Annotated in this window: 11 protein-coding genes; 7 read left to right on the forward strand and 4 right to left on the reverse strand. The window is 54.4% G+C overall.

The window, feature by feature from the left end; translation table 11 throughout:
- Nucleotides 1-74: 74 nt before the first annotated feature.
- The 6 genes from FBR45_RS09780 to FBR45_RS09805 all read left to right on the forward strand — a co-directional run bounded on the left by FBR45_RS09780 (nt 75) and on the right by FBR45_RS09805 (nt 8,545).
- Nucleotides 75-1,778, forward strand: coding sequence for a CTP synthase (locus tag FBR45_RS09780; protein ID WP_138501561.1), 1,704 nt, complete (start codon nt 75-77; stop codon nt 1,776-1,778).
- 130 nt (nt 1,779-1,908) lie between these two features.
- Nucleotides 1,909-3,780, forward strand: coding sequence for a membrane protein insertase YidC (yidC, locus tag FBR45_RS09785; protein WP_138501562.1), 1,872 nt, complete (start codon nt 1,909-1,911; stop codon nt 3,778-3,780).
- An 84-nt stretch (nt 3,781-3,864) separates the two neighbouring features.
- On the forward strand, nt 3,865-5,676 hold the full coding sequence (locus FBR45_RS09790; RefSeq protein ID WP_138501563.1) for an ABC transporter substrate-binding protein: 1,812 nt from the start codon (nt 3,865-3,867) through the stop codon (nt 5,674-5,676).
- A gap of 66 nt (nt 5,677-5,742) precedes the next feature.
- A complete protein-coding gene (hemL, locus tag FBR45_RS09795) occupies nt 5,743-7,035 on the forward strand; it encodes a glutamate-1-semialdehyde 2,1-aminomutase (RefSeq protein WP_138501564.1) in 1,293 nt (430 codons plus the stop codon).
- A gap of 60 nt (nt 7,036-7,095) precedes the next feature.
- Entirely contained in the window at nt 7,096-8,124 is a 1,029-nt protein-coding gene (locus FBR45_RS09800; protein ID WP_138501565.1) for a glycosyltransferase, read from the forward strand.
- Between the two features lie 73 nt (nt 8,125-8,197).
- Complete coding sequence (locus tag FBR45_RS09805; protein WP_138501566.1) at nt 8,198-8,545, forward strand: hypothetical protein; 348 nt, start codon at nt 8,198-8,200, stop codon at nt 8,543-8,545.
- 20 nt (nt 8,546-8,565) lie between these two features.
- On the opposite strand, the gene FBR45_RS26340 is transcribed toward FBR45_RS09805, so the two are convergent.
- Nucleotides 8,566-8,718: a hypothetical protein gene (locus tag FBR45_RS26340; RefSeq protein ID WP_165358882.1), complete on the reverse strand. Its 153-nt coding sequence runs from the start codon at nt 8,716-8,718 to the stop codon at nt 8,566-8,568.
- A 313-nt stretch (nt 8,719-9,031) separates the two neighbouring features.
- Here FBR45_RS26340 and hisS point away from each other — a divergent pair, with 313 nt between their 5' ends.
- The gene (gene hisS / locus FBR45_RS09810; RefSeq protein ID WP_138501567.1) at nt 9,032-10,408 is read left to right on the forward strand and encodes a histidine--tRNA ligase; all 1,377 of its coding nucleotides are present in this window, start codon (nt 9,032-9,034) and stop codon (nt 10,406-10,408) included.
- Here the strand turns inward: hisS and FBR45_RS09815 are convergent.
- The 3 genes from FBR45_RS09815 to FBR45_RS09825 all read right to left on the reverse strand — a co-directional run bounded on the left by FBR45_RS09815 (nt 10,405) and on the right by FBR45_RS09825 (nt 14,682).
- Complete coding sequence (locus tag FBR45_RS09815; protein ID WP_138501568.1) at nt 10,405-11,478, reverse strand: sensor histidine kinase; 1,074 nt, start codon at nt 11,476-11,478, stop codon at nt 10,405-10,407. The genes hisS and FBR45_RS09815 overlap by 4 nt on opposite strands.
- A gap of 216 nt (nt 11,479-11,694) precedes the next feature.
- Nucleotides 11,695-12,453: a uroporphyrinogen-III C-methyltransferase gene (gene cobA, locus FBR45_RS09820; RefSeq protein ID WP_138501569.1), complete on the reverse strand. Its 759-nt coding sequence runs from the start codon at nt 12,451-12,453 to the stop codon at nt 11,695-11,697.
- 78 nt (nt 12,454-12,531) lie between these two features.
- Nucleotides 12,532-14,682 (reverse strand): nitrite/sulfite reductase, encoded by a 2,151-nt coding sequence (locus FBR45_RS09825; RefSeq protein ID WP_138501570.1) that lies wholly within the window; start codon nt 14,680-14,682, stop codon nt 12,532-12,534.
- Nucleotides 14,683-14,912: the final 230 nt, after the last annotated feature.

A 14,912-nucleotide genomic window follows, 5' to 3' on the forward strand; every position in this document is an offset into this window, starting at 1 on the left:
CCGGTTGTGATCCACCCAATGCCCCTTTTTTGTCGTACCTTTATATCCCGTAACGACCAAACAAGGTTTCAATCATGGCGGCTACGGGACCCAAATCCGCAAAATATATTTTCGTCACAGGCGGGGTGACGTCATCGCTCGGCAAGGGCATTATCGCTTCTTCACTTGCCAAACTGCTGCAATCGCGCGGGCTTACAGTAACCATCCAGAAGTTCGATCCGTATATCAATATTGATCCGGGTACGCTCAATCCGTACGAACATGGAGAATGCTACGTAACCGACGACGGGGCCGAAACGGACCTCGACCTCGGCCACTACGAGCGGTTCCTGAATCGACCCACGTCGCAGGCTAACAACATCACCACCGGCCGGATCTACAACAACGTGATCACCCGCGAACGCCGGGGCGATTTTCTGGGTAAGACCGTGCAGGTCGTTCCCCACATCACCGATGAAATCAAGCGTAATATCCGGTTGCTGGGCGACACGGGCGAGTACGATATCATCATCACCGAAATTGGCGGCTGCGTGGGCGACATTGAGTCGTTACCGTTTGTGGAGGCCGTTCGTCAGTTGAAGTTTGAGCTGGGCGAACACGATACGCTCGTCATTCACCTGACTCTCGTACCGTATCTGCAGTCGGCTGGCGAGCTGAAGACCAAACCAACCCAGCATTCGGTTCGGATGCTGCTCGAGAACGGAGTACAGCCCGACATCATCGTTTGCCGCACGGAACACCCGCTGCCGCAGGACATCCGGCGGAAGATTGCGCTCTTCTGCAACGTACAGGTTAGCTCGGTTATCGAAGCTATCGACGCCGAAACGATTTACGATGTGCCGCTGCTGATGCAGAAAGAACGGCTCGACCAGCGGGCGCTCTACATGCTCGATCTGTACAACGACAAAGATGCCGATCTGGACGCTTGGAAGAGTTTTCTGGGGCGGCTCAAGAACCCCGGCTACGAAGTTCGGATCGGTCTGGTGGGAAAATACATCGAGCTGAAAGATGCCTATAAATCAATAGCAGAATCCTTTATTCATGCCGGAGCGCAGAACGAGTGCAAGGTGAAGCTGGAGTGGATTCAGTCAGAAACCCTGGTCGATGAACACCATTGCGCCGACGCGCTGCGCGAGCTGGATGCGGTGCTGGTAGCCCCCGGCTTTGGCGAGCGTGGTATCGAAGGCAAGATCAATGCCGTTCGTTACGTGCGGGAAAACGGGATTCCGTTCCTGGGTATATGCCTGGGTATGCAGATGGCCGTTATCGAGTACGCCCGTAACGTCATGGGGCTTGCCGACGCACACTCTACGGAGATGGAGCCGCATACCGCTACCCCGGTCATCAGCATGATGGCCGAGCAGAAAGAAATCACCGACAAAGGCGGTACCATGCGGCTGGGTGCCTACACCTGTAAGCTTAAGCGCGATTCGCTGGCCCACCAGATTTACGGAAAAACCCAGATCAGCGAACGGCACCGGCATCGGTACGAGTTCAACAACGATTATCTGGACCAGTTTGAACGGGCCGGCCTGCGGCCAACGGGTATCAACCCGGATACGGGGCTGGTCGAAATTGTTGAACTGGCCAGTCATCCGTGGTTCGTTGGGGTTCAGTTTCACCCCGAGCTAAAAAGTACGGTCATGAATCCGCATCCGCTGTTTGTCCATTTTGTACGGGCCGCCCTGACCTACAGTCAGCAAAAACGTACCGCTGGTACGGCCGATTCTACCGCTGCTGAATCGAGGGCGGTAGAAACCGTCGACGCGGTTGATTAAGCGGGTAGATTGGCGTATTTTTGCGCAAAATAGTTTTTGGTTTGTGGTTTACAGTTTTACGATCAGTCCGGTATGCCGGGCGGGTAGTTTTCGACTGTAAACCGCAATCCGGAAGCGGAAAACTTCTAAAATGGATCGCAATCAACTTATTGGTATCGTTCTGATAATGGCCATGCTGGTCGGTTATCAGCTGCTGGTGCCAAAACCCGCACCCGATGCGGCTCAGTCCGGCAAAAAACCGGCTCAGACAACACAAACCACCCCGCCTACCACTGCCTCCGGCACCTCATCAACGGCTTCATCCGCTGCTCGCCCTTCGCTTGACTCCGCCACGGCCCGCGCCCGCTTCGGCGATTTCGCCACTGTCGCCACGGGAGAGACCCGCGATGTCGTTGTGGAGAATAAAGACATGAAAGTTACCTTCAGCACAGTTGGTGGCCGGGTGAAGGAAGTCATACTGAAAAACTACAAGACTTTTGATCAGAAACCGCTGGTCCTGGTTGACGGCCGTAACAGCCAGACGCGGCTCGAGCTGCCTACCAACCGCGGACCGGTAGACCTGCACCGTCTGTATTTTAAAACGTCGGCCCAGAACAGCAGCGTTGGCGGTCAGGCTCAAACCATCCGTTTCACGGCTGAGGTGGCTCCGGGTCAATCCGTTGAACAGGTATATACCGTACCGACTGAAGGCTACGTGATCTCGTACGACCTAAAACTGAATGGGCTGGGTAGCTCAGTGACTAACGATAACATCCGGTTTTACTGGCAGGACCGGATGCAGCAGTACGAAAACGATCTGGCTAACAATGTCCAGTCGGCCACGATCAACTACCTGACGGCGGACGAAAGCTTCGAGAAACTGGCAGAAGGCACCAGCAATCAGGACGTAACGGTCGATCAGCCCGTTCAGTGGTTCACGATCAAGCACAAGTATTTTCTGGCTGGTTTTGTAGCTCGCAACGCGCCCATGCCCAAAGCCAGTTTCCAGACGCTCGTCAATCCTGACGACAAGAGCGTGGTTAAAACGGCGGTGGCTGACGTAACCCTGCCCATGGCCGATGTAAAAGCCGGTAAAGGGCAATATTCATTCTATTATGGTCCTAATGACTTCCAGCTACTGGGTACGGTAGCCCCCGAATTCGACCAGAACGTCTATCTGGGGTACTCCGTACTGAAGCCCATTAACAAGTATTTCTTCGTGCCGGTATTTAACCTGCTGGAGAAATTCATCTCGAACTACGGGTTGCTAATTATTGCCCTGGTTGTGTTTGTAAAACTCATTCTAACACCGTTAACCTACCGTTCTTACGTCAGTATGGCCAAAATGCGGGTGCTGGCACCCGAGATTGAGGCTATTAAGGAACGGGTGGGTGACGATATGGCCAAACAGCAATCTGAGCAGATGAAGCTGTATCAGGAGGTGGGTGTCAGTCCGCTGAGCGGGTGTGTACCGGTGCTGGCTACGATGCCGATTCTGTTTGCGTTGTTCATGCTGTTTCCGAACCTGATTGAGCTGCGTCAGAAGCCGTTTCTGTGGGCGGGCGACCTTTCGACCTACGACGCATTCGTTACGTTCCCGGCCATTCCGTTTATTGGCAGTCACCTGAGTCTGTTCACGGTGCTGATGACTGCCTCATCGATCGCCTACGCCTACTACAACAACCAGACAACACCTACCCAACCGGGCCCGGTCAACATGAAGGCGCTTAGCTACGTGTTCCCGCTGATGTTCATGTTCGTGCTGAATTCGTATCCGGCGGGTCTGACGTTCTACTATTTCGTATCGAACGTAGTGACCATTGCCCAGCAACAGCTCATTCGCCGGTTTGTTGACGAAACGAAAATCAAGGCGGTACTGGACGAGAACCGGAAGAAGAATGCCGCTGGTCAGGGCAAGAAACCGGGTGGTTTCCAGGCGCTGCTTCAAAAACAGCTGGCCGCTGCCGAAGAGGCCCGGAAACAGGCTGAAGAGGCTCAGCGTAAAGCAAAACAGAAAAAGTAAACGTCGAGATCGGCAGAATACGGTCGGATGATTTTGGCGTAAGCCCCTTCATTCGACCGTATTCCGTTGATAGCTGCCACGACTATGAACCCAAAATTCCGTTGGCTTATACTAGGGCTGGTTGGCCTGATCGGGCTCCTACCCGGCTGCACGGCCATGGCGCAGATTCCTCCCGACCTGCAGAAGCGCTACAAAGCAGCCGTTAGCCAACTGCAGCGGGGCGAGTACAACCAGGCTAAATCGGAACTCAGCGCCATCATACAGCGGGGAGGCCCCTTGGCCCCTTACGCCCATTACTACTGGTCGATAGCCGCGTTTCGACAGCGTGACTTCAATCAAAGCCGGCTGATGCTGAAGCAGCTCACGAGCCGATTCCCAGATTGGCGCAAGATCGATGACGCCCAGTATCTGCTGGCTGCCATCGCCATGGAAACTGGTCAGTATGAAGAAGGGTTGACCAACCTGCAGCGGATTGGCGATCCCGGCCTACGGGCCGATGCCAGCAATTTGGAACAGTATTTTTTGGGTCGGATTACCGACCTGAACCGGTTAAAGCAGATGCATCGAGAGTTTCCGGAAAACAGGACCATTGCCCTGAACCTGATTGCCATGATCCAGCGAACCTCTACCGATAAGGACGATCTGGAGTTGTCGGACCGGCTGACAAACCGCTTTGGCTTACCGGCCGTTCCGTCTGCTCAGCCCACAGCACCTGTTGCCAACCGGCCAGCCTCGTCGGCTACGCCCTCCGCCACGACCCGTTCAACGCGGTCCAAAGGATATTTTAACGTAGCCGTTATGCTGCCTTTCCGACTCGATGAGTTCGATGCGGGCAAGCGGTTGCGCTCCAATCAGTACGTATTCGATCTGTACAATGGCATCAAGCTGGCGAAGGAGAAACTGCAGGAAGAAGGCATAACAATTAATCTCCTCGCCTACGATATTGAGAACGACGCCAACAAGACGCTGGAACTGGTCAACAGTCCGGCCTTTTCCCAAACGGATCTGATCGTTGGCCCCCTCTATGCCGAGCCGAACCGGATTGCATCGGCTTACGCCAATCAGAACAACATCGTACTGCTCAATCCCATAGCGACCAGTAGTGAGTTGATTGCCAACCAGCCTATGTCTTTTCTGGTGCAGCCGTCGCTGACGAGTCAGGCTCAGCAGGTGGCCGACTTCATCCGACAGCCCGGTCGGCCCGCTACTGAAACGGGGACCCGCCGGGTGGCCATCTATTTCGGTACCGCCCGGAAAGATTCGTTACTGGCAGCTTCGTACCGGGATGAACTGAAACGGCAAAACTATCAGGTTGTTGATTTTCAGCGGGTAGCTGGTTCAGCGCAGACAATGGCCAGCCTCATGTTATCGGCCAATGCGTCGGTGTCGGCCCGCCCTTCGTCCAGTTCGTCCAGCACACCGGCCAGCCAGCCGACTGTATCGCTGAATCATGTGTTTTTGGCCAGCAGTAACGATGAAGATGGGCCGAAGCTGCTCGATGCGCTATCCCGCCGACGGGTGTCCGGTTCTCTCATTGCCACATCCGCAGCATTCGATTATTACCGCAACACCCTCTCTACCTTTACCCGCCGGAGCCTGTACCTGCTGTATCCTGATTTTATCGATACCAGCCGCGACATAGTGAGTAATTTCGGGGCCGATTATCTGGCCAGCCGGAATACCATTCCCTCGGTATTTGCCAGCCAGGGGTATGACATGATGTTGTTTTTTGGGCGTCAGCTAGCCCGTAATGGCGGGCAAATCCGGAACCGGTCTGCCCTGCGCTCGGATACGGATGATTATCTGCTGTCGGGTTTTGATTATAGTAGAAGCAATGATAACCAGATCGTTCCAATCGTCCGGTACGAGGGCGGTCGGTTTGTAAAAATGAATTAGTAGTAGCCCCCGCTCAGGCGTATCCTGGGCTACCGGCCGTCTACCTGCGTTTACCTAGCTAGTGATATGACAACGAGTCAACAACTGTTCGAGAAGGCTAAAGAATTGATACCTGGTGGGGTAAACTCGCCCGTTCGCGCGTTTCGGGCGGTAGGCGGAAATCCTCTCTTCATTAAGTCGGCTAAAGGCCCCTATATCTACGACGAAGACGGTCGGTCGTACATCGAGCTGATCAACTCCTGGGGACCTATGATACTTGGCCACGCGTTTGAACCCGTTGAAAAAGCCGTTCGTGATGCCATACAGCACTCGTTCTCCTTTGGCGCACCTACCCGGAAAGAGGTAGAAATGGCCGAACTGATCATCAGTATGGTTCCGTCGGTTGAGAAAGTAAGAATGGTCAACTCCGGAACGGAAGCGACCATGGCCGCCATTCGGGTAGCGCGTGGGTTTACCGGCCGCGACAAGATCATCAAGTTTGAAGGCTGCTACCACGGCCACGGCGATTCGTTTCTGATCGCGGCCGGCAGTGGCGCCATGACCATGGGCGTGCCCGATTCGCCGGGGGTCACCAAAGCCACGGCCGCCGACACGTTGACCGCGCCCTATAATGATCTGGCCGCTGTTGAGGGCCTGCTCGAGAACAACCACAACCAGGTAGCGGCCCTGATTCTGGAGCCTGTGGTCGGCAACATGGGATGTGTGCTGCCCGAACCCGGGTTTCTGGAAGGCATCCGCTCGCTCTGCGACAAACACCGGGTCGTACTGATTTTTGATGAGGTGATGACGGGATTTCGGCTCGCCAGGGGTGGAGCCCAGGAGCGGTTTGGTATTACCCCTGACCTGACAACGATGGGTAAAATAATCGGGGGGGGGATGCCGGTAGGCGCCTACGGAGGCCGACGGGAGATCATGGATATGGTATCGCCAGCCGGACCGGTCTACCAGGCCGGTACCCTGTCCGGCAACCCGATTGCCATGTCGGCCGGGCTGGCCATGCTGCGTCATCTGAACGATAATCCCGGGGTCTATTCGCGGCTGGAGGAGATTGGTGCCAAACTTCATACCGGTTTCAGCAACAGCCTGACCAGGCTCGGCTTGCCGTTTACCATCAACCAGATCGGCTCCATGTTCACCCTATTCATGACTGAGCGGTCGGTGTCAAACTTCGCCGATGCCAAAACGTGTGACCTGCCGTTGTTTGGCCGGTATTTTCACGCTATGCTCGAACGGGGGGTTTATCTGGCCCCGTCGCAGTTCGAAAGCCTGTTTGTATCGGTAGCGCTGACCGACGAGCTGATCGATCAGGTAATCCAGGCCAACGAAGAAAGTCTGACCGTCGCCCTGACGAACGCCTAATGGGCAACTGAGTGGCCCCGAACCGGAGGGCCACTCAGTTGCCCACCAGCCTGAACCGATATGTTTTTTTCCGTTATCATTCCCATTTTCAACCGACCCGATGAGTTACGGGAGCTGCTCGAAAGCTTAACGAAGCAGACGTATACCCACTTTGAGGTGCTGGTCATTGAAGACGGCTCGCTAACTAAAGCCGATGGGGTGGTAGCCGACTTCGCCGAGCGGCTGAGCGTGCGGTATTATTGTAAACCAAATTCCGGACAGGGGTTTACCCGAAACTACGGGTTTGAACGGGCTACCGGTGACTATTTCGTTATATTCGATTCTGACGCGCTGATTCCTCCCCATTATTTCTCGGTAGTGAATGAGCGGTTACAGGCCAGCCAGACCCCGTCGGGGAAGCCATTATTGGATGCCTACGGTGGTCCGGATGCGGCTCACCCCGATTTTACCCCAATCCAGAAGGCGATCAGTTACTCGATGACCTCCCCGTTTACCACCGGAGGCATTCGGGGAAGCAAAAAAAATCTGGGAGGTACCTTTCACCCCCGCAGTTTCAACATGGGTCTGTCGCGGCAGGTCTGGGAGAAGACCGGGGGGTATCGGCTGAGTCGGATGGGTGAGGACATCGAATTCGCCATTCGGATTATTGAATCTGGATTTTCGACCGGTCTGATCCCTGAGGCATTTATTTATCACAAACGGCGTACGAGTTTCGGGCAGTTTTTTCGGCAACTTCGGTTTTTTGGCCGCGCCCGGATCAATATCTCCCGCTATTACCCAGCCGAGCTGAAGCTGGTTCATACGTTTCCGGCTTTGTTTACTCTGTTTCTGGCGTCAATACCGGTATGGGCCTTGGTCAGCCCGGTTCTGTTCGGGCTGGCGGTTGGGGTACTGGTGCTGTTCTCCCTGCTTATTTTCATAGACGGCTCTCGGCAGCAGAAGAGCATTCAGGTAGGCACCTTAAGTGTACTGGCAGCTTTTGTGCAGTTGACCGGTTACGGCATCGGGTTTCTGAGCGAAGGCTGGAAGCGACTTCGGGAGCCCAGGGACTTTAGGGAGACCGGCGCATCGATCGAGTACCCCTCCTAAGATGTTAAGCCAATGTTAACAAAATAAATGACTCTCCGTTGTAGATTTACCCCTGCGATTGAGACGTATATACATGGCTAAAATCCCCCCACCACCGGGTCGTCGGTTAGTCAACCGGATGACCACCCGAACAAAATGGTTACTGCTGGCTCCAATTAGTCTGGCGTTAATCGGAGCCGGGCTGTGCGTGGTTAGCGAAGCCGGTTACGCTAAACATACCGGCGCGCCCTTCCGACAGTGGTTTTTGTGGGGCGCATACGGACTCATCCTGGTCAATGGCGGGTTGTCGTTGTTCGGGCAGGCGGTTCGCTTTCGGGTGCAGCTGGACTACCGCCGGTTTGTGCGCCGTGAACTGAAGAAACGGGATCAGCGGGGGGGTAACAAAAAACGAAAAACCTCATCCGGTCGGGATGAGGTCTGATTCCGTACGCGAAAAGAGCCTTAGGCTTTCTTCTCAGCAAACGATGCCTTGATTGCTTCGATGTCAACGTTCTTAATCGTTGGCTTACGCAGCAGTTGTTTGATGGCGTTGGTTTTGTTATTGGCAATAGCCCGGTTCTTCCGGCCTTTGCGCTTTAGTTCTGTAATTGCCATGACGGTATACCTGTATTTTTTAGTCAGTTCCTGAATTCAGACCGCAAAAGTAAGGAATTTCTCGACAGCAAAATAGATTTCGGCTGTATTTGTTGGCCTATTTGGCAAGTAATACCCGGTATGGTTCATCAGGCCGTACCGCCATCGGTCACAGTATTTACCTCCACCTCTTCCAGCTATCCAGTAGCTATAGCTTGTGTCAGCCTGGTCCGTTGGCGAAAATACGCCGGTGGGGTATAGACGTAACCGGAGCGGGTGAGGGTTATGGCCGACCAGGATAGACTGGTTGGAGCGGCTGTTGTACCTTTGCCGTATGAAACCATCCCTCGTTAAAGGAACACGTGACTTTGGGCCGGAGCAGATGAGCAAACGGCTGTTTATATTCGATACAATCCGGGCAACTTTCAAGCGGTTTGGATTTCTGCCGCTCGAAACGCCCGCCATGGAAAACCTGTCTACGCTCACGGGCAAATACGGCGATGAAGGTGATCAGCTCTTGTTCAAGATTCTGAACTCAGGCGATTTTGCGGCCGGCCTGACCACTGACGGAGCCGATCAGCCGTCTCTCCATTCGAAAGCCCTGTTACCCCGAATAGCCGAAAAAGGCCTGCGGTACGATCTGACCGTTCCCTTTGCCCGTTACGTGGTTATGAACCGGCATGCCCTGGCCCTCCCGTTTAAGCGGTACCAAATGCAGCCGGTCTGGCGCGCCGATCGTCCCCAGAAAGGCCGATACCGCGAGTTTTACCAGTGCGATGCCGATGTGGTCGGTACCGATTCGCTGCTGTGCGAAGCCGAAATTGTGCTGATGGTGCACGAGGTGATGCGAAACCTTGGTATCGGGCAGTTTGCCTTAAAAGTCAACAATCGAAAAATTCTGACCGGAATTGCCGAGGTAATCGGTGTGCCGGGGCAGGAGGGAGCACTGGCCGTAGCTATCGACAAGCTGGATAAGATTGGTCAGGAAAAAGTGCTGGACGAACTTCGTGGACGGGGCTTTTCGGAGGAGTCCCTGACAGCACTCATGCCCATCTTTTCCGTGGAGGGGAACACAGACGCGGTGCTGACCAGGCTGAAAGAATGGCTTGCCTCGTCCGAAACTGCGCAGCGGGGCATTGCCGAGCTGGAAGAAACGCTGCGGCTAGTTAGTCAGTATGGTCTCGATCCGTCGAAAACCGAACTCGACGTCACCCTGGCGCGTGGCCTATCCTATTATACCGGGGCTATTTTCGAAGTCAAAGCGCTGGGCGTTTCGATTGGTAGTATCAGCGGAGGAGGGCGGTACGATAACCTGACCAGCGCGTTCGGCACCTCGGAGCGGCTGTCGGGGGTCGGTATCTCCTTTGGCGTCGATCGGATCTACGATGTTATGGAAGAGCTTGGCCTGTTCCCGGCCGATGCGGGTCAGGGTACGGCCGTGCTGCTGGTTCCCTTCGATGCCGATGGTCGTACCGTAGCCTTACCGCTGTTGAATCAACTGCGGCAGGCCAACACATCGGCCGAAATGTACCCCGATCTGGCTAAGGTTAAGAAGATGCTCGATTACGCCAACGCCAAACGGATTCCACTAGTCGTCCTGATTGGCTCTGAAGAGGTGCAGACGGGGCAGCTTACCGTAAAAAACATGCTGACTGGAGTTCAGGAGAAACTGACCGCCGATGAACTGATCGCGTTCGTGACCAAGAGCTAAGCTGGATAGACAGTATCTCCCTGGTAAACGGCAGCCTGAACGGGTTCGCTCAGGAGGGGAAGCAGGACGGTGAAATAGCCGTCTCTATCCTGTACGATAATATCGGTCTGGGTCAGCATTCGGTATTTAGCCGCGATATTGGTTAAGCCGATCCCCGTGCTGCTGACCCATCGGTTTTTGCGTTGCAGGTTGTTCCGGACCCGGAGTTGCCCCGCATCTGTGGTGCTGATCTCAATGAACAGAGGTTGGTCGGGCAGAACGATGTTATGCTTTACGGCATTTTCGACCAGTAGCTGTAAGGTGAGCGGGGGGAGCGAACTGGACAGGTACGGGTCGGCTACGGCTATACGTACGTCGATGCCTGTGCCATGGCGCGTCCGAAGCAGGTTCGTATACGACTCGATAAACGTTAGCTCGGTGCTGAGGGTAATCAGCTCCCGGTCGTTGGCCTGGAGCAGATACCGGTAAATGGAGGATAGTTCGTCGACAAACCGGCTGGCCTGAACGGGTGACTCATCAATCAATACCGATAGGGTATTAAGGGAATTAAACAGGAAATGGGGGTTGACCTGGCTTTTGAGTGAGTTGAAGCGGCTTTGCCACTGGGCTTTAAGCAGTTCTTCTTTCTCAATACAGGTTTCCCGCCATTGTCGGACAACATACAGCCCTTCGTAGATACTGAAATACACAACGTGGTAAAAAAGCTGAATCCCCAGCGAGGTGGTGTAGTCGACCAGACCCAGCCAGAGCGTGGTGCGGGAGCCCAGCAGCAGATGGACACCAAACCGGAAGAAAACAGCTGCATTAACCAGCAGGGGGCCTATCAGCAGCAGCATGAGCAGCCGTTTCCGGGTCTGTTCGAGCCCTGGAAACTCTTGCTGCAGCCACAAAACGACCCAACGGCTAATTTGCCAGAACAGGTAACCCGCTGCCAGGCCTACCAGCGTAGCGTGGATCAGCAACGATGAAGAGGCTTCCAGCCAAAAAGAAAGCCTGAAAAAAACAGTGCCAAACAAAAATAACAGCGCAGGGCCTAACCAGCGGAGGTAGGCGTCATGAATGCGTATCATGCCAGAGAGTCTCCGGAGATGAGTTCAGGATTAGGTATAAAAAAGAGTAGTTGGCTCAGCGTCAGCTTGTACTGCGGCTAAAGATACTAATATGTCTATAATTTTACTAGTGTAAAAACGGAAGAAGTATACCAACGGTAAACCTACTGTGTCAACGGTAAAAACAAAGCCGTATGGTTACTGAACCATACGGCTTTATACTGTCGTGAAAGCAATTTACTCCTGCGTCGGTAGCGCCAGTTGCTGAACCTGTTTATGCCAACCGGCCACCGGTAAACCCGCTACTTCGCCCAGTACAATGACGGCCGGATTACCGATACCTTCCGTTTGTACCTGTTCCTGGATGGTCGATACCCGACCCGCTACCATTCGTTCATCGGGGGTCGTGCCGTTCTGGATGATGGCGACTGGTAGTTCCGCTTTGCCGATGGATTCGTAGAGCGCTACTATTTTGGCAAGCTGGTGCATACCCATCAATACGATTACGGTAGCTGAGGACTGGGCCGCCAGCTGCATATCGCGGGAAAGCTGGCCGTCTTTTGTGGTACCGGTAACGACCCAGAAGCTCTCCGATACGCCCCGGTTCGTCAGCGGTACCCCGGCTGAGGCTGGAACCGAGTAACTACTCGAAATGCCGGGTACTATGGCGACATCCAGGCCGTGCTGGCTGGCGTAGTCGGCTTCTTCGTAACCCCGCCCAAATACGAACGGATCTCCTCCTTTAAGTCGGACAACATGTCCGTACTGGCGGGCATAATGAACGATCAACGGATTGATGTCTTCCTGCATACAACTGTAAGCCCCTTTCCGCTTGCCTACGTATACCTTAAGGGCAGCCGGTTTGCAATAGTCGAGCAACTCCGGGGCGACCAGCGCATCATACATGATTACGTCGGCGGCCTGTAGCGCCTTGATGGCTTTCAGGGTAATCAGATCGGGATCGCCGGGACCCGCGCCAACCAGGGTAAGTTTCATATCAATAAGGGACAAGGCTCGCGAAGAATCGACGGGCGAAGCGGATGCATCTGCCGGTCTGTTCGCGTACACGTTTATTTAGCTGTCTTTAGCCTGAACCAGCTCCTGAAGTTCGGGCAAGCCTTCCCGCTCAATCTGGATGTCGCGGTAGGCTTGTACTGCCTTCAGGAAGATGTCGGCATCCGCCATAAACTGGGTGGCAAAGTCCTCGGAAGGCTCCTGCTTGTTGATGCTAAACACCCGACTTTTGAAATCGCCTTCGGCCGGGTGAAAGCCAGGCTCACCCGCAAACGTTTTGTCGAAGTCGCTGACAATACCGTGCTGGGTATTCGTGGGAATATCCCGGCTCATCAGCGCTGCTTTGGCACCGGTGATGAACACGTTGTAGGCGTGATATACGGCGTCGGCCCATCGGCTGTCGTGGTACGCTTCCCGAGCCCATTCCATTTTTTCAGCCGCTTCGGTCAGCGTGGTAGCAACCAGGTCAATGAGCACACTGGCACACTCACCTACGCCAACTTCGGTAACGTACTGTTCCGTATGATCCCAGTCAATGTAATCGGTGTCGACCAGGGTTTTTAGATCGGCCAGGGGTTTGAGCAACTGATAAAAATAATTTTTGCCCTGGCGTGCGTAGTAATCGCTATAGTACTCGCCGTCGAAACCATTGGCTTCATAGTCGCGCAGGAGTAGCCGGAGGGAGTCAGGTCCGCGTTTGGAAGGAATTTTGATAACTTTATCCCCAATCAATCCTTCGCCCTTCCCGTTGAAGCCGCCACCCAGCAATACCTGCAGCGCTGGCAATACGTACGCTCCATTTTTCAGCGACGAGCCGTGGTACCCGATATTGGCTACCGAGTGCTGACCGCAGCCGTTCATACAGCCCGAAATCTTGATCTTGATATCGTCATTGAAGACCAGATCCGGGAATTCGTCGTGCATCATCTGCTCCAGAGCGCGGGTAATGCCGTAGCTGCTCGAGATGGCCAGGTTACAGGTGTCGGTCCCGGGGCAGGTCGTAATATCGGCGGTGGTGTCAAAACCGGGCGTGGCCAGTCCCAGGGGGGTGAGGGCCGTAAACACCGCCGGCAGGTCGGTGGGACGGATGTACCGAAGCAGATACCCCTGGTTTACAGTAACCCGGATGTCATCGGCTGCGTATTGCCTGACCACGTTGGCCAGTGCACGGGCCGTGTTTGAATCCATATCTCCCAGCAGTACCCGGAGTTGTACGGCATACCAGCCAGTTTGTTTCTGTGCAAAAACGTTGGTTTTGAACCAGGTGGCATAGGTCGGATTGGAAGCAAGCATGGCTTCGTGTGCCGACAAATCAGGAGCGGGTAGTCCCTCCGGGAGCACGGGTGACTGCGCGGTGGTATCAATGGCGTAAACCTTGTTGCGAAGGGCGGGCGTTTCTTCATCCACTCGCCGAAGCAGCTCGTCCAGACCAATGTCGTTGAGGAGGTACTTCATACGAGCTTTGTGACGTTTGACGCGCTCTCCATACCGGTCGAATACCCGGATAACCCCCTCAATGAAAGGAATGGTTCGGTCTTCTTCCAGGAACTCATAGGCGGTCTGAGCCGGAAAGGGCTGTGCCCCCAGGCCACCGCCCAGCATCACTTTGAATCCTCGTTTGCCATCCTGAAGGCGGGGAATCAGTCCTACGTCATGCATATAGCCGTAAGCTGAATCCTTTTCACTCGACGACAGGGATATCTTGAACTTTCGACCCATATCCTGACAGATCGGATTCCGCAGAAAGTAGTCGAAAATGGCGTAGGCGTAGGGGGTTATGTCAAACGGCTCGTCGGGGTCTATGCCGGCGCGGGCCGATCCCGTTACGTTGCGTACCGTATTGCCACAGGCTTCTTTCAGGGTGATGCCCGCATCCTCAAGGTCGGCCCACAACTGGGGCGAATCGGCCAGTTTGACAAAATGAAGCTGGATATCCTGACGGGTTGTCGCGTGCAGATTACCGGTGGCATACTGATCCGACAGATCAGCAATCCGAATCAGCTGATTGGCGGTAATGCGGCCATGGGGCAGTTTGATCCGGATCATCTGCACGCCGGGCTGGCGCTGACCATACACGCCCCGCGTCAGTCGAAACTTCCGGAAGGCTTCGTCGGCAATATCCCCCGATTGGAACGAACGGATTCTCCGGTCCAGATCGAGGATGTCGCGTCGGGCGGCTGCGCTAACGTTGTCGGTGAGCTGAATAGACATAAGGTATATTGTCTATAGAATTAAAAGACTAATTAAATAAAACGAAACGCCGTTGATTGTCGGCGTGTGTCGGGTGAATGTGACCTACAATACTAAATAAAATAGGAAGGGGTATGGTTCAGAACTCGCCCAACTATTGGTTATGGTCTATAAAAACTGGTTATCAGTGTCGCGATGCCGAAGGGTCACTGTAGCGGTAGATATGAGAAAACTAACGGTACATACGCACA

The organism is Spirosoma lacussanchae (assembly GCF_005870035.1).
In the GTDB taxonomy this organism is placed as follows: Bacteria; Bacteroidota; Bacteroidia; order Cytophagales; family Spirosomataceae; genus Spirosoma; species Spirosoma lacussanchae.